This is a genomic window from Agromyces tropicus (assembly GCF_039531345.1).
GTDB lineage: Bacteria > Actinomycetota > Actinomycetes > Actinomycetales > Microbacteriaceae > Agromyces > Agromyces tropicus.
On sequence record NZ_BAAAPW010000007.1, the window covers coordinates 109,893 to 132,316 of the forward strand.

Annotated in this window: 30 protein-coding genes; 28 read left to right on the plus strand and 2 right to left on the minus strand. The window is 70.9% G+C overall.

Features of this window, described 5'->3' with window-relative positions:
• Positions 1-2 precede the first annotated feature (2 nt).
• The 15 genes from rplP to map all read left to right on the plus strand — a co-directional run bounded on the left by rplP (position 3) and on the right by map (position 8,317).
• On the plus strand, positions 3-422 hold the full coding sequence (rplP, locus tag ABD230_RS17775; protein ID WP_344378061.1) for a 50S ribosomal protein L16: 420 nt from the start codon (positions 3-5) through the stop codon (positions 420-422).
• The gene (rpmC, locus tag ABD230_RS17780; protein WP_344378065.1) at positions 422-739 is read left to right on the plus strand and encodes a 50S ribosomal protein L29; all 318 of its coding nucleotides are present in this window, start codon (positions 422-424) and stop codon (positions 737-739) included. Before rplP ends, rpmC begins: the two co-directional genes overlap by 1 nt.
• A 2-nt stretch (positions 740-741) precedes the next feature.
• A complete protein-coding gene (rpsQ, locus tag ABD230_RS17785; protein ID WP_344378069.1) occupies positions 742-1,044 on the plus strand; it encodes a 30S ribosomal protein S17 in 303 nt (100 codons plus the stop codon).
• Positions 1,045-1,077: 33 nt separating this feature from the next.
• Complete coding sequence (rplN, locus tag ABD230_RS17790; RefSeq protein ID WP_344378072.1) at positions 1,078-1,446, plus strand: 50S ribosomal protein L14; 369 nt, start codon at positions 1,078-1,080, stop codon at positions 1,444-1,446.
• A gap of 2 nt (positions 1,447-1,448) precedes the next feature.
• Positions 1,449-1,808 (plus strand): 50S ribosomal protein L24, encoded by a 360-nt coding sequence (gene rplX / locus ABD230_RS17795; RefSeq protein WP_344378075.1) that lies wholly within the window; start codon positions 1,449-1,451, stop codon positions 1,806-1,808.
• Complete coding sequence (gene rplE / locus ABD230_RS17800; RefSeq protein ID WP_344378078.1) at positions 1,808-2,398, plus strand: 50S ribosomal protein L5; 591 nt, start codon at positions 1,808-1,810, stop codon at positions 2,396-2,398. The genes rplX and rplE overlap by 1 nt, the downstream gene beginning before the upstream one ends.
• A gap of 160 nt (positions 2,399-2,558) precedes the next feature.
• Positions 2,559-2,957, plus strand: coding sequence for a 30S ribosomal protein S8 (gene rpsH / locus ABD230_RS17805; RefSeq protein WP_344378081.1), 399 nt, complete (start codon positions 2,559-2,561; stop codon positions 2,955-2,957).
• 4 nt (positions 2,958-2,961) lie between these two features.
• Entirely contained in the window at positions 2,962-3,498 is a 537-nt protein-coding gene (rplF, locus tag ABD230_RS17810; protein ID WP_344378083.1) for a 50S ribosomal protein L6, read from the plus strand.
• 2 nt (positions 3,499-3,500) lie between these two features.
• Positions 3,501-3,860 carry a 50S ribosomal protein L18 gene (gene rplR / locus ABD230_RS17815; RefSeq protein WP_344378086.1) on the plus strand — a complete coding sequence of 120 codons (360 nt, stop codon included), beginning with the start codon at positions 3,501-3,503 and terminating at the stop codon, positions 3,858-3,860.
• Complete coding sequence (rpsE, locus tag ABD230_RS17820) at positions 3,857-4,555, plus strand: 30S ribosomal protein S5 (RefSeq protein WP_425546259.1); 699 nt, start codon at positions 3,857-3,859, stop codon at positions 4,553-4,555. The genes rplR and rpsE overlap by 4 nt, the downstream gene beginning before the upstream one ends.
• Complete coding sequence (rpmD, locus tag ABD230_RS17825) at positions 4,555-4,737, plus strand: 50S ribosomal protein L30 (protein WP_344378089.1); 183 nt, start codon at positions 4,555-4,557, stop codon at positions 4,735-4,737. The genes rpsE and rpmD overlap by 1 nt, the downstream gene beginning before the upstream one ends.
• Positions 4,737-5,414: a 50S ribosomal protein L15 gene (gene rplO, locus ABD230_RS17830; protein WP_344378092.1), complete on the plus strand. Its 678-nt coding sequence runs from the start codon at positions 4,737-4,739 to the stop codon at positions 5,412-5,414. Before rpmD ends, rplO begins: the two co-directional genes overlap by 1 nt.
• Positions 5,415-5,531: 117 nt before the next feature.
• Positions 5,532-6,854: a preprotein translocase subunit SecY gene (secY, locus tag ABD230_RS17835; RefSeq protein WP_344378096.1), complete on the plus strand. Its 1,323-nt coding sequence runs from the start codon at positions 5,532-5,534 to the stop codon at positions 6,852-6,854.
• Positions 6,851-7,477, plus strand: coding sequence for an adenylate kinase (locus tag ABD230_RS17840; RefSeq protein ID WP_344378099.1), 627 nt, complete (start codon positions 6,851-6,853; stop codon positions 7,475-7,477). Before secY ends, ABD230_RS17840 begins: the two co-directional genes overlap by 4 nt.
• 12 nt (positions 7,478-7,489) lie before the next feature.
• A complete protein-coding gene (gene map, locus ABD230_RS17845; RefSeq protein WP_344378103.1) occupies positions 7,490-8,317 on the plus strand; it encodes a type I methionyl aminopeptidase in 828 nt (275 codons plus the stop codon).
• A 21-nt stretch (positions 8,318-8,338) separates the two neighbouring features.
• Here map and ABD230_RS17850 read toward each other — a convergent pair whose 3' ends face one another.
• On the minus strand, positions 8,339-10,207 hold the full coding sequence (locus ABD230_RS17850; protein ID WP_344378106.1) for a BglG family transcription antiterminator: 1,869 nt from the start codon (positions 10,205-10,207) through the stop codon (positions 8,339-8,341).
• A gap of 230 nt (positions 10,208-10,437) precedes the next feature.
• Here ABD230_RS17850 and ABD230_RS17855 point away from each other — a divergent pair, with 230 nt between their 5' ends.
• The 12 genes from ABD230_RS17855 (at position 10,438) to rplQ (ending at position 19,331) form a co-directional block, all read left to right on the plus strand.
• Positions 10,438-10,746 carry a PTS sugar transporter subunit IIB gene (locus ABD230_RS17855; RefSeq protein ID WP_344378108.1) on the plus strand — a complete coding sequence of 103 codons (309 nt, stop codon included), beginning with the start codon at positions 10,438-10,440 and terminating at the stop codon, positions 10,744-10,746.
• A gap of 94 nt (positions 10,747-10,840) precedes the next feature.
• Positions 10,841-11,107, plus strand: a complete 267-nt coding sequence (locus tag ABD230_RS17860) for an HPr family phosphocarrier protein (protein WP_344378112.1) — start codon at positions 10,841-10,843, stop codon at positions 11,105-11,107.
• Positions 11,108-11,152: 45 nt separating this feature from the next.
• A complete protein-coding gene (gene ptsP / locus ABD230_RS17865; RefSeq protein ID WP_344378113.1) occupies positions 11,153-12,835 on the plus strand; it encodes a phosphoenolpyruvate--protein phosphotransferase in 1,683 nt (560 codons plus the stop codon).
• A gap of 18 nt (positions 12,836-12,853) precedes the next feature.
• A complete protein-coding gene (locus tag ABD230_RS17870) occupies positions 12,854-14,383 on the plus strand; it encodes a PTS mannitol transporter subunit IIBC (protein WP_344378116.1) in 1,530 nt (509 codons plus the stop codon).
• A 158-nt stretch (positions 14,384-14,541) separates the two neighbouring features.
• The gene (locus ABD230_RS17875) at positions 14,542-14,982 is read left to right on the plus strand and encodes a PTS mannitol transporter subunit IIA (RefSeq protein ID WP_344378119.1); all 441 of its coding nucleotides are present in this window, start codon (positions 14,542-14,544) and stop codon (positions 14,980-14,982) included.
• A complete protein-coding gene (locus ABD230_RS17880) occupies positions 14,979-16,127 on the plus strand; it encodes a mannitol-1-phosphate 5-dehydrogenase (protein ID WP_344378122.1) in 1,149 nt (382 codons plus the stop codon). Before ABD230_RS17875 ends, ABD230_RS17880 begins: the two co-directional genes overlap by 4 nt.
• A gap of 151 nt (positions 16,128-16,278) precedes the next feature.
• Positions 16,279-16,500 (plus strand): translation initiation factor IF-1, encoded by a 222-nt coding sequence (infA, locus tag ABD230_RS17885; RefSeq protein ID WP_011186713.1) that lies wholly within the window; start codon positions 16,279-16,281, stop codon positions 16,498-16,500.
• 71 nt (positions 16,501-16,571) lie between these two features.
• The gene (gene rpmJ, locus ABD230_RS17890) at positions 16,572-16,685 is read left to right on the plus strand and encodes a 50S ribosomal protein L36 (protein ID WP_056734976.1); all 114 of its coding nucleotides are present in this window, start codon (positions 16,572-16,574) and stop codon (positions 16,683-16,685) included.
• A gap of 129 nt (positions 16,686-16,814) precedes the next feature.
• Entirely contained in the window at positions 16,815-17,195 is a 381-nt protein-coding gene (rpsM, locus tag ABD230_RS17895) for a 30S ribosomal protein S13 (protein WP_344378130.1), read from the plus strand.
• 32 nt (positions 17,196-17,227) lie between these two features.
• Positions 17,228-17,626 (plus strand): 30S ribosomal protein S11, encoded by a 399-nt coding sequence (rpsK, locus tag ABD230_RS17900; protein WP_344378135.1) that lies wholly within the window; start codon positions 17,228-17,230, stop codon positions 17,624-17,626.
• 135 nt (positions 17,627-17,761) lie between these two features.
• Positions 17,762-18,748 carry a DNA-directed RNA polymerase subunit alpha gene (locus ABD230_RS17905; RefSeq protein WP_344378137.1) on the plus strand — a complete coding sequence of 329 codons (987 nt, stop codon included), beginning with the start codon at positions 17,762-17,764 and terminating at the stop codon, positions 18,746-18,748.
• A gap of 46 nt (positions 18,749-18,794) precedes the next feature.
• Positions 18,795-19,331: a 50S ribosomal protein L17 gene (gene rplQ / locus ABD230_RS17910; protein WP_344378139.1), complete on the plus strand. Its 537-nt coding sequence runs from the start codon at positions 18,795-18,797 to the stop codon at positions 19,329-19,331.
• A gap of 66 nt (positions 19,332-19,397) precedes the next feature.
• Here rplQ and ABD230_RS17915 read toward each other — a convergent pair whose 3' ends face one another.
• Positions 19,398-21,353: an acyltransferase family protein gene (locus tag ABD230_RS17915; protein ID WP_344378141.1), complete on the minus strand. Its 1,956-nt coding sequence runs from the start codon at positions 21,351-21,353 to the stop codon at positions 19,398-19,400.
• A gap of 52 nt (positions 21,354-21,405) precedes the next feature.
• Between ABD230_RS17915 and ABD230_RS17920 the strand changes: the two genes are divergently transcribed.
• Positions 21,406-22,290, plus strand: coding sequence for a tRNA pseudouridine synthase A (locus tag ABD230_RS17920; protein ID WP_344378290.1), 885 nt, complete (start codon positions 21,406-21,408; stop codon positions 22,288-22,290).
• The last annotated feature ends 134 nt before the right edge of the window (positions 22,291-22,424 follow it).

Below are 22,424 nucleotides of genomic sequence, written 5' to 3' on the forward strand. Positions count from 1 at the left end.
CCATGTTGATTCCCCGTCGAGTCAAGTACCGCAAGCAGCACCACCCCGGCCGCTCCGGCCAGGCCACCGGTGGCACGAAGGTCGCCTTCGGTGAGTTCGGCATCCAGGCCCTGAGCCCCGCGTACGTGACGAACCGTCAGATCGAGTCCGCTCGTATCGCCATGACGCGTCACATCAAGCGCGGCGGCAAGGTGTGGATCAACATCTACCCCGACCGTCCGCTCACGAAGAAGCCCGCCGAGACCCGCATGGGTTCCGGTAAGGGTTCGCCCGAGTGGTGGGTCGCCAACGTCAAGCCGGGTCGCGTCCTCTTCGAGGTCTCGGGTGTCTCCGAGGAGCTCGCTCGCGAGGCCATGACCCGTGCAATCCACAAGCTGCCCCTCAAGGCACGCATCATCAAGCGCGAGGAGGGCGACGCATAATGGCCGTCGGTTCCAAGGAGCTCGCTGTGACCGAGCTCGACACCTTCGAGGACGAGCGTCTCGTCGACGAGCTGAAGAAGGCCAAGGAGGAGCTGTTCAACCTCCGCTTCCAGGCCGCCACCGGGCAGCTCGAGAGCCACGGCCGCCTGCGCGCCGTGAAGCGCGACATCGCCCGCATCTACACGGTCATCCGTGAGCGCGAGCTCGGCATCCGTGCCACGCCCGCGCCGGTCGAGGCGCCCGCAGCGCCTGCGAAGAAGACGAAGAAGGCCAAGGCCGCCGATGAGGCGGCCGAGGCCGAGACGAAGGAGGCCTGATCATGGCTGAGACCAAGAAGGCTGCGGCCGAGGTCGCCGAGACGGCCGAGCTCGTCCGCGGCTACCGCAAGGTCCGTCGCGGCTACGTCGTCAGCGACAAGATGGAGAAGACCATCGTCGTCGAGGTCGAGGACCGCGTGAAGCACCCGCTGTACGGCAAGGTCATCCGCCGTACGTCGAAGGTCAAGGCGCACGACGAGCAGAACACCGCCGGCATCGGCGACCTCGTCGTGATCTCCGAGACCCGCCCGCTCAGCGCCACCAAGCGCTGGCGCCTGGTCGAGATCGTCGAGAAGGCCAAGTAAGCCCCAGGGCTTGCTTCCCAGAAGGAGTACGAAGTGATTCAGCAGGAATCCCGGCTCAAGGTCGCCGACAACACGGGTGCCAAGGAGCTGCTCACGATCCGCGTCCTCGGCGGATCCAACCGCCGGTACGCGGGCCTGGGCGACGTCATCGTCGCCACGGTCAAGGACGCCATCCCCGGTGGCAACGTGAAGAAGGGCGACGTGGTCAAGGCCGTCATCGTCCGCACCGCGAAGGAGACCCGTCGTCCCGACGGCTCCTACATCAAGTTCGACGAGAACGCCGCGGTGATCCTCAAGAACGACGGTGACCCTCGCGGCACCCGCATCTTCGGGCCGGTCGGCCGGGAGCTGCGCGACAAGCGGTTCATGAAGATCATCTCGCTGGCGCCGGAGGTGCTGTAACCATGGCGAAGATCAAGAAGGGCGACCTCGTCGAGGTCATCTCGGGCCGCACCCAGGCCCGCGGCGGAGACCGCGGCAAGCAGGGTCGCGTCATCGAGGTGCTCACCGAGAGCAACCGCGTCGTGGTCGAGGGCGTGAACTACGTCACCAAGCACGTGCGCGTCGGCCAGACCCAGCGCGGCTCGAAGACCGGCGGCATCGAGACCCACGAGGCCCCGATCCACGTGTCGAACGTCGCGATCGTCGACCCGGAGACGAAGAAGCCGACCCGCGTCGGCTTCCGCACCGAGACGGTCACCAAGGACGGCGTCGAGAAGACGGTCCGCGTCCGCTACGCCAAGAAGTCAGGTAAGGACCTGTGATGACTGACACCGCGACTGCTGCGCCGGCTGGCAAGATCCAGCCGCGCCTCAAGCAGAAGTACAAGACCGAGATCACCTCGGCGCTCACCGAGGCCAACGGCTACGCCAACCCGCACCAGGTTCCCGGTCTCGTGAAGATCGTCGTGAACATGGGTGTCGGCGAGGCCGCGCGCGATGGCAAGGTCATCGACGGCGCCGTGGCCGACCTCACCAAGATCACCGGCCAGAAGCCGCAGGTGACCAAGGCCCGCAAGTCGATCGCCCAGTTCAAGCTCCGCGAGGGCCAGCCCATCGGCGCCCACGTGACGCTGCGCGGCGACCGCATGTGGGAGTTCCTCGACCGCCTGCTCACGCTGGCGCTGCCCCGCATCCGCGACTTCCGCGGACTGTCGGACCGCCAGTTCGACGGCACCGGCAACTACACCTTCGGTCTCACGGAGCAGTCCGTGTTCCACGAGATCGACCAGGACAAGATCGACCGCGTCCGCGGCATGGACATCACCGTGGTGACCACCGCCAAGACGGACGACGAGGGTCGCGCGCTCCTCAAGGCGCTCGGCTTCCCGTTCAAGTCCAACGACAACGCGTAGTAGACTCTACGAGTTTGTGCCCGCGCGGCCCGGGATCCGGAGGGATCCGGGTCCCGGCCGGCGGGACGATCGGCGGCACGCAACCGCGTGCGGCCACCACCACAGGTCAGTCCCCGTGTAACGGGTCCTGAAACCTGGTGAACGTAAGGAACCCATAGTCATGACGATGACCGACCCGGTCGCTGACATGCTGACGCGCCTTCGCAACGCGAACTCGGCGCACCACGACACCGTGTCGATGCCGCACTCCAAGCTCAAGGGGCACATCGCCGAGATCCTCGAGTCCGAGGGCTACATCTCCGGCTTCGAGATCACCGACGCCCGCGTCGGCAAGACCCTCACGCTGAAGCTCAAGTTCGGCCCCAACCGCGAGCGTTCGATCGCGGGCATCAAGCGCGTGTCGAAGCCCGGCCTCCGCGTCTACGCGAAGTCGACCGAGATCCCCAAGGTGCTCGGCGGCCTCGGCGTCGCGATCCTGTCCACTTCCAGCGGTCTGCTCACCGACCGCCAGGCCGAGAAGAAGGGCGTGGGTGGGGAAGTCCTCGCCTACGTGTGGTAGATCCATGTCACGAATCGGACGACTCCCCATCGACATCCCCTCCGGGGTCGACGTGAAGGTCGACGGCCGCGCCGTCACCGTGAAGGGCCCCAAGGGCGAGCTCGCGCTCACCGTGGCCCAGCCCATCGAGGTCAAGGTCGAGGACAACCAGGTCCTCGTCACCCGCCCCGACGACGAGCGCGAGTCGCGTTCGCTGCACGGCCTCACGCGCACCCTCATCGCCAACAACATCATCGGCGTCACCCAGGGCTACTCCAAGGGCCTCGAGATCGTCGGTACCGGGTACCGCGTCGCCCAGAAGGGCTCGGCCGTCGAGTTCGCGCTCGGCTTCTCGCACCCGGTGACCGTCGAGGCTCCCGCCGGCATCACGCTGACGGTCGAGGGCAACAACAAGCTGACCGTCGCCGGCATCGACAAGCAGGCCGTCGGCGAGACCGCCGCCAACATCCGCAAGATCAAGAAGCCCGAGCCCTACAAGGGCAAGGGCATCCGCTACGCCGGCGAGGTCGTGCGTCGCAAGGCCGGAAAGGCTGGTAAGTAATCATGGCCGTCAAGAGCAAGTCGGCTGCGCGTACGCGCCGCCACACCCGGCTTCGCAAGAAGATCGTCGGCACCGAGCAGCGTCCCCGCCTCGTGGTGACGCGGTCGGCCCGCCACGTCTTCGTGCAGGTCGTGGACGACAGCAAGGGCCACACCGTGGCATCCGCCTCGACCATGGAGGCCGACCTCCGTGCGTTCGAGGGTGACAAGACCGCCAAGGCGAAGAAGGTCGGCGAGCTCGTCGCCGAGCGCGCCAAGCAGGCGGGCATCGAGACGGTCGTGTTCGACCGCGGCGGCAACAAGTACGCCGGTCGTGTCGCAGCGATCGCCGACGGAGCGCGAGAGGCAGGGCTGAACCTGTGAGCGAGAAGAACCAGAAGGAGACCGAGGTGACCACCGCTGAGGCACCCGTCGAGACGGCAGCCTCCTCGGAGCCGCCGCGCAACGAGCGCGAGGGCCGCCGTGGCGGCCGCGACCGCGGCCAGGGCCGCGACCGCCGCGACCGCGACGCCGAGAAGAGCCAGTTCCTCGAGCGGGTCGTCACCATCAACCGCGTGTCGAAGGTCGTCAAGGGCGGCCGTCGCTTCAGCTTCACGGCGCTCGTCGTCGTGGGCGACGGCAACGGCCTCGTCGGCGTCGGCTACGGCAAGGCCCGCGAGGTGCCGACCGCGATCTCGAAGGGCGTCGAGGAGGCGAAGAAGAACTTCTTCCGCGTCCCGCGCGTCGGTTCGTCGATCCCGCACCCCGTCCAGGGCGAAGCGGCTGCCGGCGTGGTGCTCCTGCGCCCGGCCGGCCCCGGTACCGGTGTCATCGCCGGTGGTCCGGTGCGCGCCGTGCTCGAGTGCGCGGGCATCCACGACGTGCTGAGCAAGTCGCTCGGTTCGTCGAACACCATCAACATCGTGCACGCGACCGTCGAGGCGCTGAAGCAGCTCGAGGAGCCGCGCGCCGTCGCCGCCCGTCGTGGCCTCGACTACGACGAGGTCGCGCCGGCCCGCCTGCTGCGTGCCGAGGCCCAGGCGGCCGAGGCCGCCGCTGCAGCGAAGGCAGGTGCCTGATGGCCAAGCTCAAGGTGACCCAGATCAAGTCCAAGGTGAGCGAGAAGCAGAACCAGCGCGACACGCTGCGCAGCCTCGGTCTCAAGAAGATCGGCCAGAGCGTCGTTCGCGAGGACACCCCCCAGGTGCGCGGCTACGTCAACACGGTCGCTCACCTCGTGAAGGTTGAGGAGATCGACTGATGGCTGACGAGAAGAAGGACGCCGTCGCCGAGGAGACCCCGAAGAAGGCTCCGGCGAAGAAGGCGGCTGCGAAGCCCGCCGCCGAGAAGAAGGCCCCGGCGAAGGCCGCGGCTGCGAAGAAGGCGCCGGCCAAGGCCGCCGCCGCCGAGTCCGACGACGCGAAGGCCGAGAAGGCCCCCGCGAAGAAGGCCCCGGCGAAGAAGGCCCCCGCCAAGAAGGCGTCCGAGGACGTCGTGCGCGAGCCGGTCCTCAAGGTGCACCACCTGCGCCCGGCGCCCGGCGCCAAGAAGGACCGCACCCGCGTCGGTCGCGGTGAGGGCTCGAAGGGCAAGACCGCCGGTCGCGGCACGAAGGGCACCAAGGCCCGCAACACCGTGCGCCCCGGCTTCGAGGGCGGCCAGCTTCCGTACCACATGCGTGCGCCGAAGCTCCGCGGCTTCAAGAACCCGTTCCGCGTCGAGTACCAGGTGGTCAACCTGGACAAGCTCGCCGAGCTCTACCCCAAGGGCGGCGACGTCACCGTCGACGACCTGGTGGCCAAGGGTGCCGTCCGCAAGAACGAGCGCGTGAAGGTGCTCGGCAACGGCGACATCCAGGTCAAGCTCAACGTGGCGGTCGACAAGGTCTCCGGCTCCGCCGAGCAGAAGATCGTCGCCGCCGGCGGTTCGGTCAAGTAGCGCCGCTGCGCCACACACGGAATTCGAGCCTGTCGGGACCTCGCGTATGATTCACGGGGGTCTCGACAGGCTCGAGCCGCATTCATACTGACTGCGGCGTCAGTAACAGGAGGACGAGTGTTCAACGCCATCGGGCGGATCTTCCGCACCCCCGACCTTCGCCGGAAGATCGGGTTCACGCTGGGCATCATCGCCCTGTTCCGCCTCGGCTCGTTCATCCCGGCGCCGTTCGTGGACTTCGGCAACGTCCAGCAGTGCCTCGCGGCGAACCAGGGTGCGTCGGGCCTCTACGAGCTCGTGAACCTCTTCTCGGGCGGCGCGCTGCTCCAGCTCTCGATCTTCGCGCTCGGCATCATGCCGTACATCACCGCGTCGATCATCGTCCAGCTGCTGCGCGTGGTCATCCCTCACTTCGAGACCCTCTACAAGGAGGGCCAGTCGGGCCAGGCGCGCCTCACGCAGTACACGCGCTACCTGACGATCGCGCTCGGCGTCCTCCAGTCGACGACCCTCATCACCGTGGCCCGCTCGGGCGCGCTGTTCCCGGCCAACTCCGACCCGGCCTGTTCGCAGCTCATCACGAACGACGCCTGGTACGCGATCATGCTCATGGTCGTCACCATGACGGCGGGCACGGGCCTCATCATGTGGCTCGGCGAGCTCGTCACCGAGCGCGGCGTCGGCAACGGCATGTCGCTGCTCATCTTCACCTCGATCGCCGCGACCTTCCCCGGCTCGCTCTGGGCCATCGCGATCTCGCGCGGCTTCGACGTCTTCGCGCTCGTGCTCGGGATCGGGCTCCTCGTGGTCGTCGCGGTCGTCTTCGTCGAGCAGTCGCAGCGACGCATCCCCGTCCAGTACGCCAAGCGAATGGTCGGCCGCCGCACCTACGGCGGCAACAACACGTACATCCCGATCAAGGTGAACATGGCCGGCGTCGTGCCCGTCATCTTCGCCTCGTCGCTGCTGTACCTCCCCGCGCTGATCGCCCAGTTCAACCAGCCCGCCGCCGGCGAGGAGCCGCAGCCGTGGGTCGTCTGGATCACGAACTACCTCACCAAGGGCGACCACCCGCTCTACATGCTGCTGTACTTCCTGCTCATCGTGGGCTTCACGTACTTCTACGTCGCGATCACGTTCAACCCGGACGAGGTCGCCGAGAACATGAAGAAGTACGGCGGGTTCATCCCCGGCATCCGCGCCGGCCGCCCGACCGCGGAGTACCTCGACTACGTGCTCACGCGCATCACGCTGCCCGGCTCGATCTACCTCGGCCTCATCGCGCTGCTGCCGCTCATCGCGTTCTCGTGGTTCGGCGCGAACCAGAACTTCCCGTTCGGCGGCGCCTCGATCCTGATCATCGTCGGCGTCGGCCTCGAGACCGTGAAGCAGATCGACGCCCAGCTCCAGCAGCGCCACTACGAAGGACTCCTCCGATGACGCACGCACCCTCCGCCCGCCTCCTGATCGTCGGCCCTCAGGGCTCCGGCAAGGGCACGCAGGGCGTGCTCGTCGCCGAGGCGTTCGGCGTGCCCCAGGTGGCCACCGGCGACATCTTCCGCGAGAACGTCAAGGGCGGCACCGACCTCGGCAAGCAGGTGCAGGCCATCATCGAGGCCGGCGACCTGGTTCCCGACGAGCTCACCAGCGCGCTCGTGCGCGACCGGCTCGAGCAGGCGGATGCCGCGCGCGGCTTCGTGCTCGACGGCTACCCCCGCAACCGCGGCCAGGTCGACGACCTCGACGCGTTCCTGTCGGGCCGCGACGAGTCGCTCGACGCCGTGATCGAGCTCGTGGTGCCGGAGGAGGAGTCGATCGACCGCCTCCGCCAGCGCGCGATCGACCAGGGCCGGACGGATGACACCGAGGAGGTCATCGCGAACCGCCTCGCGATCTACGAGCGCGAGACCGCCCCGATCCTCGACGTGTACCGCGAGCACGGCCTCGTCGTCCGCGTCGACGGCGTCGGCACGCTCGACGACGTCACCGGGCGCATCTTCGCCGCCCTCGCCGAGCGCGGCCTGCAGCCGAACGGCGACGGGGCGGCCGCGGGCGCCGCGTAACCGGCGCGTCAGGTGTTCAGCCGACTGCGGCTCAAGTCGCCGGCCGAGCTCCGCGCCATGGTGCCCGCCGGTGAGGCGACGGCGGCGCTGCTCGCCGCGGCGCGGGAGCGGATCGTCGTCGGCGCGACACCGCTCGAGCTCGACGCCGTCGCCGACGAGGTGATCCGCGCACGGGGCGGCCGCTCGAACTTCCGGCTCGTGCCCGGCTACCGGCACGCCCTGTGCGTCTCCGTCGACGACGACGTCGTGCACGGCATCCCCGGCGACCGGCCGTTCGCACCCGGCGACCTCGTCTCGGTCGACGGCGGCGCCGAGGTCGACGGATGGAACGGCGACGCCGCCTTCACGGTCGTCCTCCCGGACCCCGCCCGGCCCGAACTCGTGCTCGCGCGCCGACGGCTCGCGGACGCCGCGGACCGGGCGCTCTGGGCGGGCGTCGCCGCGCTCGCGCAGGCCCGGCACCTCAACGAGGTCGGCGAGGCGATCGAGGCCTCCGTCGAGGCGTCCGGGCCGTACGGCATCCTCGAGGGCTACGGCGGCCACGGCATCGGCCGGGCCATGCACGAGGAGCCCTCCGTGTTCAACCACGCGGTCCGCGGGCGCGGACCGCGGGTGCGGCCGGGCCTCGTCGTCGCGATCGAGCCGATGATCACCAGCGGCGACGCGGAGACCTTCGTGCGCGAGGACGGCTGGAGCATCGCCACGGTCGACGGCGGCGACGGTGCCCACGCCGAGCACAGCGTGGCCGTGCACGACGCCGGGATCTGGGTGCTCACCGCCCCCGACGGCGGCGCCGCCGGCCTGGAGCCGTTCGGGGTGCGGCCCGCGCCGATCGCGTGACCTCCCGCGCCGCGGCATCCCTCACGTCGCCATGATGCCCGACAGCTCGGCGAGCAGACCCGGGTAGTCGGTCGCTCCGCGGACCAGCCGGCGCACGTTCTCCGGGTCGGAGAAGGCCTCGACGAACTGGTCGAAGACCGACTGGAACTCCGCGCGGCCGTCCTCGGCGAACGCGATGAACGCCACGACGTGCACGCGTGCGTCGCCCCACGCGATCGCGTGCTCGTCGATCGCGATCGCGATGGCGCTCCGCTCCGCGGTCATGGTCATCGCGTGCGGCACGGCGAGCAGGTCGGTGAAGGCCGTCGACGACATCCGCTCCCGCTCGAGCGCGCCCTCGACGTACGCGACGTCGATCACGCCCGCCGCGAGCAGCCGGTCGCCGAGCAGCCGGATGATCGCCTCGCGGTCCCGGCCGCCGACCCCGCGCACGAACAGGTCCGGGCCGATCGAGCTCGACAGCGTGCGCGCGAGCCGGGCACGCCGGCGCGCGCGCCGCAGCCGCGACACCTCGGCGCGGACGTGCTCGACGTCGTCGTCCGTCGGGAACGGCGAGACGATCGCGACGGCGGGCAGCGGCGACGCCGGCGGCAGCACCGCGACGACGAGGTCGGCGTCGGCCGGATCGCCCTCGGCGAACTCCACGTCGTCGCCGAGGGCGCCCCGCAGCCGCTCCAGCAGGAGGTCGCGCGCATCGTGGTACTCCGGCACGTCCAGGGTCACGCGCAGCACGTCGCCGCGGGAGCGCGTGCGTTCGAGCTGCGCGCCGATGTGCATCGCGAGGTAGGCGATCTCGTCGTCGTTGACCGTGATGCCCTCGAGCCGCCCGAGTTCGCTCGCGAGGTAGACCGCGAGGTCGTAGATGAGCGGGTACGACGACTTGATCGACGCCGTGAGCGGGTTGCGCGAGTAGCTCTGGTCGGCCGCTCGGGCGGCGAGGTTCTCGACGTGGAGGGCGAGCCGCTCGATGAATCCCTCGTCGCCGAGCTCGACCAGCCAGTCGCGCGAGATGCGGGCGATGATGTCGCGGATGACCGCGGCGCGCGCCGGTCCGCTCCGCGGCGTGGCGGCGCGCGTGCCGATGAGCCGGGCGAGGTGCTCCACCTCGGCGTCGGGCAGGTGCACGTCGAACCGCTCCCGGACGAGCCGGTCGACGAGCCCGACGATGGGGTCCGGTTCGTCGGCGTCGGTCGACGTCCCGCCGGTGCCGGGAACGTCGGCCGGGCCGCCGAGCACGTGATCCCGGGCGACGCGGTCCAGCGCGATGGCGACGTGGAGCAGCACGTCGTCGAGCGCGTACTCGTTCGGCGCGTAGCCGGCGGCGTCGAGCCCCGCCACGAGGTCGGCGCGGAAGTCGTCCATGGGCGGGAACCCGGCTCGGAGGGTCGACAGGTCGCGCACGCCGCGCCGGCCCTCCTCGCGCACGAGCGTGCCGACCAGGCGGCGCATGGCGGTCTCGGGCCCGGCCAGCCGGACCCGGCTGCCCTCCCGGTCGAGTCGCAGGCCCGTGCCCTGCAGTCGGGCGCGGACCCGCCCGAGGTCGGCCTCGACGGTGGACTCGCTCACGTGCGAGCCGGCGGCGACGTCGAAGACGTCGAGGCCGTCGGGGGCGTCGAGCAGGTCGCGCATGAGCCGCGCCCGGCGGCCGTCGGGGCCGGCGGGATCCGCGTCCTCGCCGCGCTCGTGGAGCAGGCGCGCCCACGCGCCGCGGTCGAGCCGGTACCCCTCGGGCCCGGACTCGACGACCGCCTCCGCGCCGGCGTTCGCCTGCGACGCGTACGTGCGCACGGTGCGCGGGGTGACGTCGAGCCGGTCGGCGAGCCGGGCGGCGGTCACCCAGTCGTCGTCGGCGGCGAGGGCCTCGACGAGGCGTTCCCACTTCTCCGACACGTCCGCTCGCTTCCGATCACTGCGCCGCACCGCGCACTCGCGTCGGGCGGGTGCAGCCAAGTCAACCACTCCGTCGCGATCGCGGGGAGCGGTTGCGAATCATCTTCCGGGGGTGCGGAAGGCGATCTGTTGGCAGCCCGCGGATGCCCGAGGCCAGACTCGGGAGTGTTCGCGGCACCAGTCGTGACCGATCGATGAGGACCGGGCCAGGCTCGGCGAGGAGGCCGGAGATGCGGATCGTCGTGGTGTGCGGGGCGGGCGCCTCGAGCACCTTCGCCGCGCTGCGCATCCGTCGCGCCGCCGAGGCGCGCGGCATCGCCGCCGACGTCCGGGCCGCGGGGGAGCAGACCCTCGCGGACGCGCTCGCCGACGCCGACGCCCTGCTCGTGGGCGTGCACCTGGCCGACCGGCTGGCGTCGCTCGAGGAGCTCGCCGGCGCGGCATCCGTCCCGCTGGCCGTCCTCCCGGGCGAGACCCGCACGCTCGACGGCGATGCGGCGCTCGACCTCGCGATCGCGATCACGGGGGTCCCGCGATGAACGACACGCCCACGCCGCGCACGCCTGTTCCCAGCGCGGATGCACGGGTCTATGGTGATCACGGGAACGGACGCCAGCGACGGAGGCCGGAGACATGGTGGAGCGCACTGTTCGAGTCGGATCGAGCCACGGACTGCACGCCAGGCCGGCCAAGCTGTTCACGCAGGCCGCAGCCGGGTCGGGATCGAGTGTCACCATCGCGAAAGCGGGCGGTGCCCCGGTCAACGCGGCGAGCATCCTCGCCGTCATCGCGCAGGGGATCGACCACGGCGACGAGGTCACCGTGGCCGTCGACGGGGGCGACGAGCAGCGCGTGCTCGACGAGCTCATCGAGCTGCTCAGCACCGACCACGACGAATAGCCCGCGGCGTCCGTCGCCGATCGAACCGAACGGGGAGGGCGAGTGATGGAGTTCAGAGGCACCGGGATCGGCCAGGGTGTGGCCGTCGGACCGGTCGTGCGGATGGCGGAGCGGTTGCCGGATCCGGTGGACCGACCGAGCCACCTCGATCCGGCCCGTGAGGAGGAACGCGCCCGCGCATCGCTCTCGGTGGTCGCCGAGGAGCTGCAGCGCAAGGGCCGCCAGGCCGGCGGATCCGCGCAGGACGTGCTCGAGGCCCAGGCGATGATGGCCGAGGACCCGACGCTCGTCGAGGACATCGTGAAGCGGCTCGCCGAGGGCAAGACGGCCGAGCGCGCCGTCTTCGAGGCCTTCGCCGCGTTCCGCGACCTGCTGACGTCGATGGGCGGCTACATGGGCGAGCGCGCCGCCGACCTCGACGACGTCTCGCAGCGCATCGTCGCGCACCTGCTGAAGGTGCCCGCGCCGGGCGTGCCGAACCCGGGGCACCCGTTCGTGCTGGTCGCCCGCGACCTCGCGCCCGCCGACACGGCGCTGCTCGACCTCGGGCAGGTGCTGGGACTCGTCACGATCGACGGCGGCCCGACCTCGCACACCGCGATCCTCGCCCGCGAGAAGTCGATCGTGGCGATCGTCGGTGCGGCGGATGCCGCGGCGCTCGCCGACGGCGACACCGTGATCGTCGACGCGGAGAACGACCTGGTCGTGCAGTCCCCGTCGCCCGACGAGGTCGCCACGGCCGAGGAGCGCATCGCGGAGCGCGCGGCGCGCGCCGCCGCGCCGGTCACGCCGGGCGCCCTGGCCGACGGGAGCTCGGTGCCGCTGCTCGCGAACCTCGGCTCGGCCGACGGCGCGGCGAACGCGCTCGAGCTGGGCGCCGAGGGCGTGGGCCTGTTCCGGACCGAGTTCCTCTTCCTCGACGCCGACCGCGCGCCGAGCGTGAGCGAGCAGCAGGAGCAGTACACGCGACTGCTCTCGGCCTTCGCCGGCAAGAAGGTCGTCGTGCGCGTGCTCGACGCCGGCGCCGACAAGCCGCTGTCGTTCCTCAACGACGCCGAGGAGGAGAACCCCGCTCTCGGGCTCCGCGGCATCCGGGCCCTGCGCCACTCCGAGGTCATCCTGCGCGAGCAGCTGACGGCGCTCGCCGCGGCGGACGCGGCGACCGACGCCGACCTCTGGGTCATGGCGCCGATGATCGCGACGGTCGACGAGACCCGCTACTTCGTCGCGCTGTGCCGGGAGCTCGGCCTCAAGACCTCCGGGGTCATGGTCGAGACGCCGTCGGCGGCGCTCATCGCGGACCGCGTGCTCAAGGTCGCGGACTTCGCCTCGATCGGCACGAACGACCTGACCCAGTACACGATGGCGGCCGACCGGCTGCTCGGCACGGTCGCGAACCTGCAGGACCCGTGGGCGCCGGCCGTGCTGCGGCTGGTCTCCGAGGTCGGGGCCGCGGGCGCCGAGATCGGCAGGCCCGTCGGCATCTGCGGCGAGGCCGCCGCCGACCCGTTGCTCGCCGTGGTCCTCGTGGGCCTCGGCGCCACCACCCTGTCGATGTCGCCATCGGCACTCGCAGACGTCCGCGCCTCCCTCGCGCGGTACACCCGGGAGGATGCCGAGCGCATCGCCCGGGCAGCCCTGGCCGCAGAGGGAGCGGCCGAGGCCAAGCAGGCGGCGAACGCGGCCGCCGAGTCCGCACCCACCCCCACCGGCACGAACGTGCCGTGACCCAGCACTGGAGGCATCATGACGACGACGTCAGCTGAGGCGAAGCGACCGGGCGGAGCCCGAGTCGCCGTCCAGCGCTTCGGAACCTTCCTCAGCGGCATGATCATGCCGAACATCGCGGCATTCATCGCCTGGGGATTCATCACCGCGCTGTTCATCCAGGTCGGGCCCTTCCCGATCCCGGAGATCGGCGGGTTCCCGAGTCCGGACGGCACGGAGAACGTCGGCCTCGTGGGCCCGATGATCACCTACCTGCTGCCGCTGCTCATCGCCAACATGGGCGGCCGGATGGTCTACGACACCCGAGGCGGCGTCGTGGGCACGATCGCGACCGTCGGCGTCATCGTCGGCGCGGGCATCCCGATGTTCATCGGCGCGATGATCATGGGCCCGCTCGCGGCGTGGGTCATGAAGCAGGTCGACCGGCTGTGGGAGGGCAAGATCAAGGCCGGCTTCGAGATGCTGGTCAACAACTTCTCCGCCGGCATCGTCGGCATGCTGCTCGCCCTCGTCGGCTTCTACGCGTTCGCGCCGGCCGTCACCGCGATCAGCAACGGCCTCGAGGCCGCGGTGAACTGGCTGGTCCTCGCGGGCCTGCTGCCGCTGGTGTCGATCCTCGTCGAGCCCGGCAAGGTGCTGTTCCTGAACAACGCCATCAACCACGGCGTGTTCACCCCGCTCGGCATCCAGCAGTCGGAGGAGCAGGGCAAGTCGATCCTGTTCCTCATCGAGGCGAACCCCGGCCCGGGCCTCGGCATCCTGCTCGCGTTCGCGATCTTCGGCGTCGGGCTCGCCCGTGCGAGCGCGCCCGGTGCGATCATCATCCAGTTCTTCGGCGGCATCCACGAGATCTACTTCCCGTACGTGCTCATGAAGCCGCTGCTGATCATCGCGGCGATCGCCGGTGGCATGACCGGTGTCGCGACCAACGTGATCTTCGGCTCCGGCCTGCGCGCCCCGGCGGCTCCCGGCTCGATCATCGCGGTGCTGCTGCAGACCGCGTCCGACAGCTACGTCGGCGTCATCCTCTCGGTGGTCTTCGCCGCGACCGTGTCCTTCGTGATCTCCGCGATCATCCTCAGGGCCAGCCGCAGGCGCGACCTCGAGCTCGGCGGCGGCGACCTCGCGGCCGCGGTCGCCCAGACCGAGGCGAACAAGGGCAAGTCCTCGAACGTCCTCTCCGGCCTCCAGGCCGAGGGCGTCGCGGCGGGCGGCGGCCTCGTCTCCGAGGGCGAGCAGGCGGCGTTCGACCACAAGCCGATCCACTCGATCGTCTTCGCCTGCGACGCCGGCATGGGCTCGTCCGCCATGGGCGCGACCGTCCTGCGGAACAAGATCAAGAAGGCGGGCATCGACAGCGTCACGGTGACCAACAAGGCGATCGCGAACCTGGCCGACGACGTCGACCTCGTGATCACGCACCAGGACCTGACGGAGCGGGCGAAGCTGCAGTCGCCGGGTGCGCTCCACGTGTCCGTCGAGAACTTCATGAACTCGCCGAAGTACGACGAGATCGTGAACCTGCTCGAATCGGAGGGCGTCCGCTGACGACCCCCGACGGATGACGCGGCGCCCGAGGCGCGGTCCCACCCCGAGTGGCGGCCGCGGCTCGGGCGGTCGCGTCATCCGGCCCCGGCGCGTGCGGCCGCACGTCGCCGCACCACGACCGACCACCACCGCGAAGCGATGAGGAAGAAGGAGCACCCATGACCGACCAGATCCTGTCGCCCGGCGACGTCCGCCTGGCCCCCGGTTCGGCGAGCCGGGAGGAGGCCATCCGAGCCGCGGGGGCGATCCTCGTGGAGGGGGGCGCGGTGCGCCCCGAGTACGTGGACTCGATGCTCGAGCGCGAGGGCAGCGTCTCGACCTACATGGGCAACTGGCTCGCCATCCCGCACGGCACGAACGAGGCGAAGGACCAGATCCTGCGCTCCGCGCTGTCGTTCATCCGCTACGACGAGCCCATCGACTGGGGTGGCGAGCCGACGCGCTTCGTCGTCGGGATCGCGGGGCTCGGCGACGAGCACCTCGAGATCCTGTCGAAGATCGCGATGATCTTCTCCGACGAGGACGAGGTGGGCAAGCTGCTCGAGGCAGGCTCGGCGGAGGAGCTCTCGGCGATCCTCTCCGAGGTGAACGAGTCGTGAAGGCCGTCCACTTCGGCGCCGGGAACATCGGACGCGGGTTCATCGGGCTGCTCCTGCACGACGCCGGCTACGAGGTCGTCTTCGCCGACGTCAACGCCGAGCTGATCGACGCGCTCGCCGCCTCCGACCGGTACACGGTGCACGAGGTGGGCACCGGCGCGCGGGACCTCGTCGTCGACCGGTACCGGGCGATCAACTCGCAGACGGATGCCGCGGCGCTGGCCGCCGAGCTCGTCGACGCCGACGTGCTGACCACGGCCGTCGGACCGAACATCCTGAAGTTCATCGCGCCGCACGTGCTGCAGGCGCTGCGCGACCGCGACCCGGCGGCGCGGCCGCTCGCCGTGATGGCCTGCGAGAACGCGATCGACGCCACGAGCCTGCTGCGCGAGGAGACCCGGCACCTGGCCGGGCCCGACGAGTGGGTGGAGCTCGAGCGTCGCGCGGTGTTCGCGAACACGGCGGTCGACCGGATCGTCCCCGGCCAGCCCGAGGGCGCCGGCCTCGACGTCACCGTGGAGACCTTCTCGGAGTGGGCGATCGAGGAGCCGCCGTTCGGCGACGCGCCGCCGGTCATCCCCGGCGCGCACTTCGTCGACCGCCTGGGGCCGTACATCGAGCGCAAGCTGTTCACGGTGAACACCGGGCACGCGTCGACGGCGTACTTCGGCTTCCTCTCGGGGTACGAGCGGATCGCCGAGGCGCTCGCCGACCCGTCCGTCGCCGAGCGCGTCGAGGCCGTGCTGCACGAGACGTCGGCCCTCATCGTCGCCAAGCACGGGTTCGGCGTCGGCGAGATGGCGGAGTACCGCGAGGTCATCCTGGGCCGCTTCCGCAACGAGGCGCTGCCCGACACCGTCGAGCGGGTCGGGCGCCAGCCGCTGCGCAAGCTGTCGCGCCGCGAGCGCTTCATCGCGCCGGCGGCCGAGCTGGCCGAGCGGGGGCTGTCCGTCGACGGGCTGCTCGCCGCGGTCGAGGCGGCGCTCGGGTTCGACGTCCCGTCCGACCCGGAGAGCGTCGAGCTGCAGCAGCGGCTGGCGACGGACGCCCCGGGCACGTTCGTGCGCGAGGTGTGCGGCGTCGAGCCGGGTCATCCGCTGCACGACCGACTCGTCGAGGTCGTCGCCCGCCGCACCGCAAGCTGACACGCGGACCGATTGGCGAATCGCGACCGATTCGCCTATAGTTGACCCTTGGTGTTTTGCACACCCGCTTCGGCCTGCCCGATGGGCATCGCCGAGGTCGTGCATCATCATCGCACGACCGACAACCCAAACTCCAAGCGATAGTGAGGCTATGGCCAAGAAAGACGGCGTCATCGAGATCGAAGGCTCGGTCATCGAGGCTCTCCCGAACGCGATGTTCCGGGTGGAGCTGACCAACGGGCACAAGGTGCTCGCCCACATCTCCGGAAAGATGCGCCAGCACTACATCCGCATCCTCCCCGAGGACCGCGTGATCGTGGAGCTGAGCCCGTACGACCTGACCCGCGGCCGCATCGTCTACCGCTACAAGTAAACGGCCTGTCGGAAAGTAACGGCCCGCGGCGCCCCGCGGGTACGAGGACAGCGAAAAAAGGAACCACGACTGTGAAGGTCAACCCCAGCGTCAAGCGCATCTGCGACAAGTGCAAGGTCATCCGCCGCCACGGCCGCGTGATGGTCATCTGCGAGAACCCGCGCCACAAGCAGCGCCAGGGCTAGTCCGCGCGACGCAACCGAATACCGGCACTTCCACGAACCCGCGCCATGCGCGCGGGGGACACCCTCGGACGGAGGCCGAGGCACCGGAAGTGCTCCACACCTCCGACACATCCAACAGGAGAAGCCAACATGGCACGTCTGGCAGGAGTCGACATCCCGCGCGAGAAGCGCGTGGAGATCGCACTGACCTACATCTACGGCGTCGGCCGTACCCGCGCGCTGGAGACGCTCACCGCGACCGGCATCGACGGGAACATCCGCGTCAAGGACCTCAGCGACGACCAGCTCGTCGCGCTCCGCGACCACATCGAGGGGACCTACAAGGTCGAGGGCGACCTCCGCCGCGAGGTCGCCGCCGACATCCGCCGCAAGGTCGAGATCGGCTCCTACGAGGGCATCCGCCACCGCCGCGGCCTCCCGGTCCGCGGCCAGCGCACCAAGACCAACGCTCGCACCCGCAAGGGCCCGAAGCGCACCGTCGCGGGCAAGAAGAAGCCCGGCCGCAAGTAACCGCTCGTCGCCAGTCTTAGGAGATTTCACACATGGCAGCACCCAAGGCGGCTACTCGCAAGCCGCGTCGCAAGGAGAAGAAGAACATCGCCGTGGGCCAGGCCCACATCAAGTCGACGTTCAACAACACCATCGTGTCCATCACGGACACGACCGGTGCCGTGATCAGCTGGGCGTCCTCGGGCGGCGTCGGCTTCAAGGGCTCGCGCAAGTCGACCCCGTTCGCCGCGCAGCTCGCCGCCGAGTCGGCCGCGCGTCAGGCGCAGGAGCACGGCATGAAGAAGGTCGACGTCTTCGTCAAGGGCCCGGGCTCGGGCCGCGAGACCGCGATCCGCTCGCTCCAGGCCGCGGGCCTCGAGGTCGGCAGCATCACCGACGTGACGCCGCAGGCGCACAACGGCTGCCGCCCGCCGAAGCGTCGCCGCGTCTAGTTCTTCGAGCCGTCGATCGGAGGGTGACGCGTCGCGCGCGCCCTCCGGTCGGCGGAGTCCCGTTCTCTCAACAACTCAAGATCCTCGAACTCGCAGGTGTCATATAGCGGACACCCTGCCGAAAGGAATCACACCGTGCTGATCGCACAGCGTCCGACGCTCACCGAAGAGAACATCTCGGAGTTCCGTTCGCGTTTCGTGATCGAGCCCCTCGAGCCGGGCTTCGGTTACACCCTGGGGAACTCGCTCCGCCGCACCCTCCTCTCCTCGATCCCCGGCGCGGCCGTGACGAGCATCCGCATCGACGGCGTGCTCCACGAGTTCTCGACCGTCCCGGGCGTGAAGGAGGATGTCACCGAGATCATCCTCAACATCAAGAACCTGGTCGTCTCCAGCGAGCACGACGAGCCCATCACCGCGTACCTGCGCAAGCAGGGCTCCGGTGAGGTCACCGCCGCCGACATCTCCGCGCCCGCGGGCGTCGAGGTGCACAACCCCGACCTGGTCATCGCGACGCTCAACGACTCGGCGAAGTTCGAGCTCGAGCTCACGATCGAGCGCGGTCGCGGCTACGTCTCGGCCAGCCAGAACCGCAACGAGTACTCCGAGGCCGGCCAGATCCCGGTCGACTCGATCTACTCGCCGGTCCTGAAGGTCACCTACCGCGTCGAGGCCACCCGTGCCGGCGAGCGCACCGACTTCGACCGCCTCGTGGTCGACGTCGAGACCAAGCAGGCCATCTCGCCGCGCGACGCCATCGCGTCGGCCGGCCGCACGCTCGTCGAGCTGTTCGGCCTCGCGCGCGAGCTCAACAGCGCCGCCGAGGGCATCGAGATCGGCCCGGCCCCGGTCGACGCCGTGCTCTCGAGCGAGCTGTCGATCCCGATCGAGGACCTCGACCTCTCGGTCCGCTCCTACAACTGCCTCAAGCGCGAGGGCATCAACACGGTGTCGGAGCTCGTGGCCCTGTCGGAGTCGCAGCTGATGAACATCCGCAACTTCGGCCAGAAGTCGGTCGATGAGGTCAAGGACAAGCTCACGGAGATGGGCCTCGCGCTGAAGGACTCCGTCCCCGGCTTCGACGGCGCCCACTTCTACACGGGCTTCGACGACGAGAACTAGCAGGCCACGGGCCGCACCAACCCCACACCACTGGAGATAACGAACCATGCCGAAGCCCACGAAGGGCCCCCGCCTCGGAGGCGGACCCGCGCACGAGCGCCTGCTGCTCGCGAACCTCGCCGCCGCGCTGTTCACGCACAAGCGGATCACCACGACCGAGACGAAGGCCAAGCGCCTGCGTCCGTTCGCCGAGCGACTGGTCACGTTCGCCAAGCGCGGCGACCTGCACGCGCGTCGTCGCGTGCTCGCCGTGATCGGCGACAAGTCGGTCGTCCACGAGCTGTTCGCGGTCATCGCGCCCCAGGTCGCCGACCGTGAGGGCGGCTACACCCGCATCACCAAGATCGGCAACCGCAAGGGCGACAACGCCCCCATGGCCGTGATCGAGCTCGTGCTCGAGCCGGTGCAGCCGAAGCAGCGTGCCGCGAAGCCCGCCGCCGAGGAGGCCCCCGCCGCCGAGGAGACCCCGGCCGAGGAGGTCACCGAGGCCGAGGCCGCGGTCGACGAGGCCGCCGGCGCCGAGGCGTCGGAGGAGTCGGCAGAGGCTCCCGCCGAGGAGACCGAGACCGCCGAGGCGAAGTAGCCAGGCCCTCCAGCACCCGAAGCCCCCGCAGCCCCACGGCTGCGGGGGCTTCGTGCGTCCGGGCGCTCAGCCGCCCGCGGCGCGACCCAGCGCCGCCGCGACGGCGTCGGCGTAGATCCCGCCCGCGGAGGGCCCGGGATGGATGCCGTCGGAGGCGAGCAGGTCGGCGTGCCCGTCGATCGCGGCCTCCCAGTCGGCGACCTGCACGCCGGGATTCGCAGCGGCCACGCGCGCGATCCGCGCATTGACGTTCGCGGTCCACTCCATCGGGCCGGCCACGGTGACGAACACCACGTGGCGGTCGGGTCCGGCGAGGTCCACCATGTCCTGCAGCACCCAGTCGGGGAAGTCGCCGTTCGTGCCGAGGTCGATCACGACGTAGGGCCGCAGGCGGCCCGACGCGGCCAGCGCCTCCACGATGCCCGGGCCCTCGCGGGGCTGTCGCGACACGGTCGCGTCGACGACGATGCCGGGCAGCTCGGCCTGCAGCTCGGGGGCGGCGGCGAGCATGACCGAGTCCCCGATCGCCGTGACCACGTCGCCCGGTGGCGGAGGGGGTGGCTGGGGCTCGGCTGCAGCGGTCGGAGGCGGCGCCGCCGCCGTCGGTCCGGTGGCCTCCGGCGCCGGCGATGCGTCGGCGGCGGGCGTTCGGGCAGCGGATGCCTCGGGCTCGGGCGTCGACAGGGCGGCGAGGCCCCGTTCGACCGCCGCCTGCGCCTCGCTCGCCGTGGGGGCCGAGGCCACGGCGGCCACGCTGCCGGCCCCGAGCACGCCGGCGACCACGATGGACGCTGTCAGGGCGAGGCGTTCCCCGGCGGAGCCGCGGACGAGCCCGGCACCCGCGCCGCGCAGCGCCCCCCGGACGCCGAGTCGCCGCACGGGCTCCTCGAGCCACCGATAGGAGGCGGCCGCGCAGATCGCGGTGAGCACCACGGCGACGACGCCGATCGGGAGTCGCCGCTCCGTCGCCCCAGGGCCGAGCGCGGCGGCGAGCAGCACCAGGATCGGCCAGTGCCAGAGGTACAGGCCGTACGAGCGCACGCCGACGGCGCGGAGCGGCCGCGCGTCGAGCAGCGCACCCAGCCTCGGCTCGGCGGTGATCGCGGCGATGAGCACCGTGGTCGCGACGGCGACGCCGAACAGCCCGCCGCGGTACGTCGCCGGGTCGTCCTCGCGGAGGAGGAATCCGGCGGCGACGATCGCGGCGAGGGCCGCGGCCCCGGCCGTGCCGGCGGCGACCCGTCGGAGGAGCGGCCGGCGTGCGACCGCGGGCACGGGGACCGCGGCGCGACGGACGGCGAGCGCGGCGCCGCAGAGCAGGCCGAACCCGTGCGTCGCGGTGCCGTAGTAGACGGTCGTCGGGTCCGTTCCCGGCGCCCACGCGAGCGCCATCGCCGCTGCCGAGCACAGGCCGGCCGCCGCCACCAGCGCGACGGCCGTGCGGGCGCGGCCGGCCCGCAGCAGCGCGACCACGCCGATCACGGCGAACGGCCAGACCAGGTAGAACTGCTCCTCGATCGCCAGCGACCAGAGGTTCCGGAACAGCTCGGGCGAGGTCGCGGCGAAGTAGTCCGCCCCGTTCGCGATCGCCAGCCAGTTGAAGCTGAAGGTGAGTCCGCCGAGGAGCTGCCATCCGATGCCGACGAGGACGTCGCCGCCGATCATGCCCGCGACCGCCGTCGCGGCCACGAGGACCAGGAGGAGCGCCGGCAGGAGGCGCCGCGCCCGCCGGACCCAGAATCCGCGGAGCGCGGCGCCCTGCACGGGTCGCTGCAGCAGCAGTCCGGTGATCAGGAAGCCGCTGATCACGAAGAACACGTCCACCCCGACGAATCCGCCTGGGACGGCGCCGGGGAAGGCGTGGAACGCGATGACGAGCACCACCGCGATCGCGCGGAGGCCGTCGAGTCCCGCGATCCGGCGTGGACGTGCGGCGTCCTCCGGGCGCACGGGACCGCCCGGCGCGTGATGACCGCGCCGGTCGACGTCCTCCGGGCGCGAGGCCGGCGTCGTCGATGCCACCGGCCCATGGTACGCACCGTAGGCTGGTGCCCATGGGAGCGCGCGGATGACGATGCGGATCCGTATCGACCTCGCCTACCAGGGCACGGGCTTCGCGGGCTGGAGCCGGCAGCCCGGCCTGCGCACCGTCCAGGGCGTGGTCGAGTCCGCGTTCGCGACGCTCTTCCGGCGGGAGGGCGTCGCACCGCGGCTCGTCGTCGCCGGTCGCACCGACGCCGGCGTGCATGCCACCGGCCAGGTCGCCCACCTCGACGTGGAGCCCGCCGCGTTCGATGCGGTCACGCGACCGCGCCGCGGGGATCGGACCGGCGGCGCGACCGCCGAGCCGTTCTCCGTCCTCGCCCGGCGTGCGGCCGGCATCCTCGGTTCCGACGAGGACGTCGTGCTGCGTTCCGCGCGCCGCGCGCCGGAGGGCTTCGACGCGCGCTTCTCGGCGATCTGGCGCCGGTACTCGTACCGCGTCGCCGACCCCGCCGCGGAGCGGGATCCGCTGCAGCGACACCGGACCGTGTGGGTCCCGCGCCCCCTCGACGCCGAGGCGATGGACGTCGCGGCGCAGACCCTCATCGGCCTGGGCGACTTCGCGGCGTTCTGCAGGCCGAGGGAGGGGGCGACGACCATCCGGACGCTGCAGTCCTTCCGCTGGCGGCGCGACCCGGGCGGTGTGCTCGTGGCGAGCCTGCAGGCCGACGCGTTCTGCCACTCGATGGTCCGGGCGCTCGTCGGCGCCTGCGTCGCCGTCGGGGAGGGGCGCCTCGACGCGGCCGGTCCGTCGGAGCTCATGCGGGCGGGCGAGCGCACGAGCGCGTTCAAGGTGCTGCCCGCGAAGGGCCTCACGCTGACCGAGGTCGGCTACCCGGCCGACGAGGAGCTCGCCGCGCGAGCGGAGCGCACGAGGGCACGTCGCGAATTGCACGTGGATGGAGTCGTCGGGTAAACTAACCCTTTGGTGCCGTCGTCTGCGTCGGTACCCGATGTTGAGCCCTCCACCGGAGCGTTCCCCCGCATCGCGGGAGAACCCCCACCGGAGCGGGATTCACGAACCCCTCACTCGATCAGAAAGCAGCACTA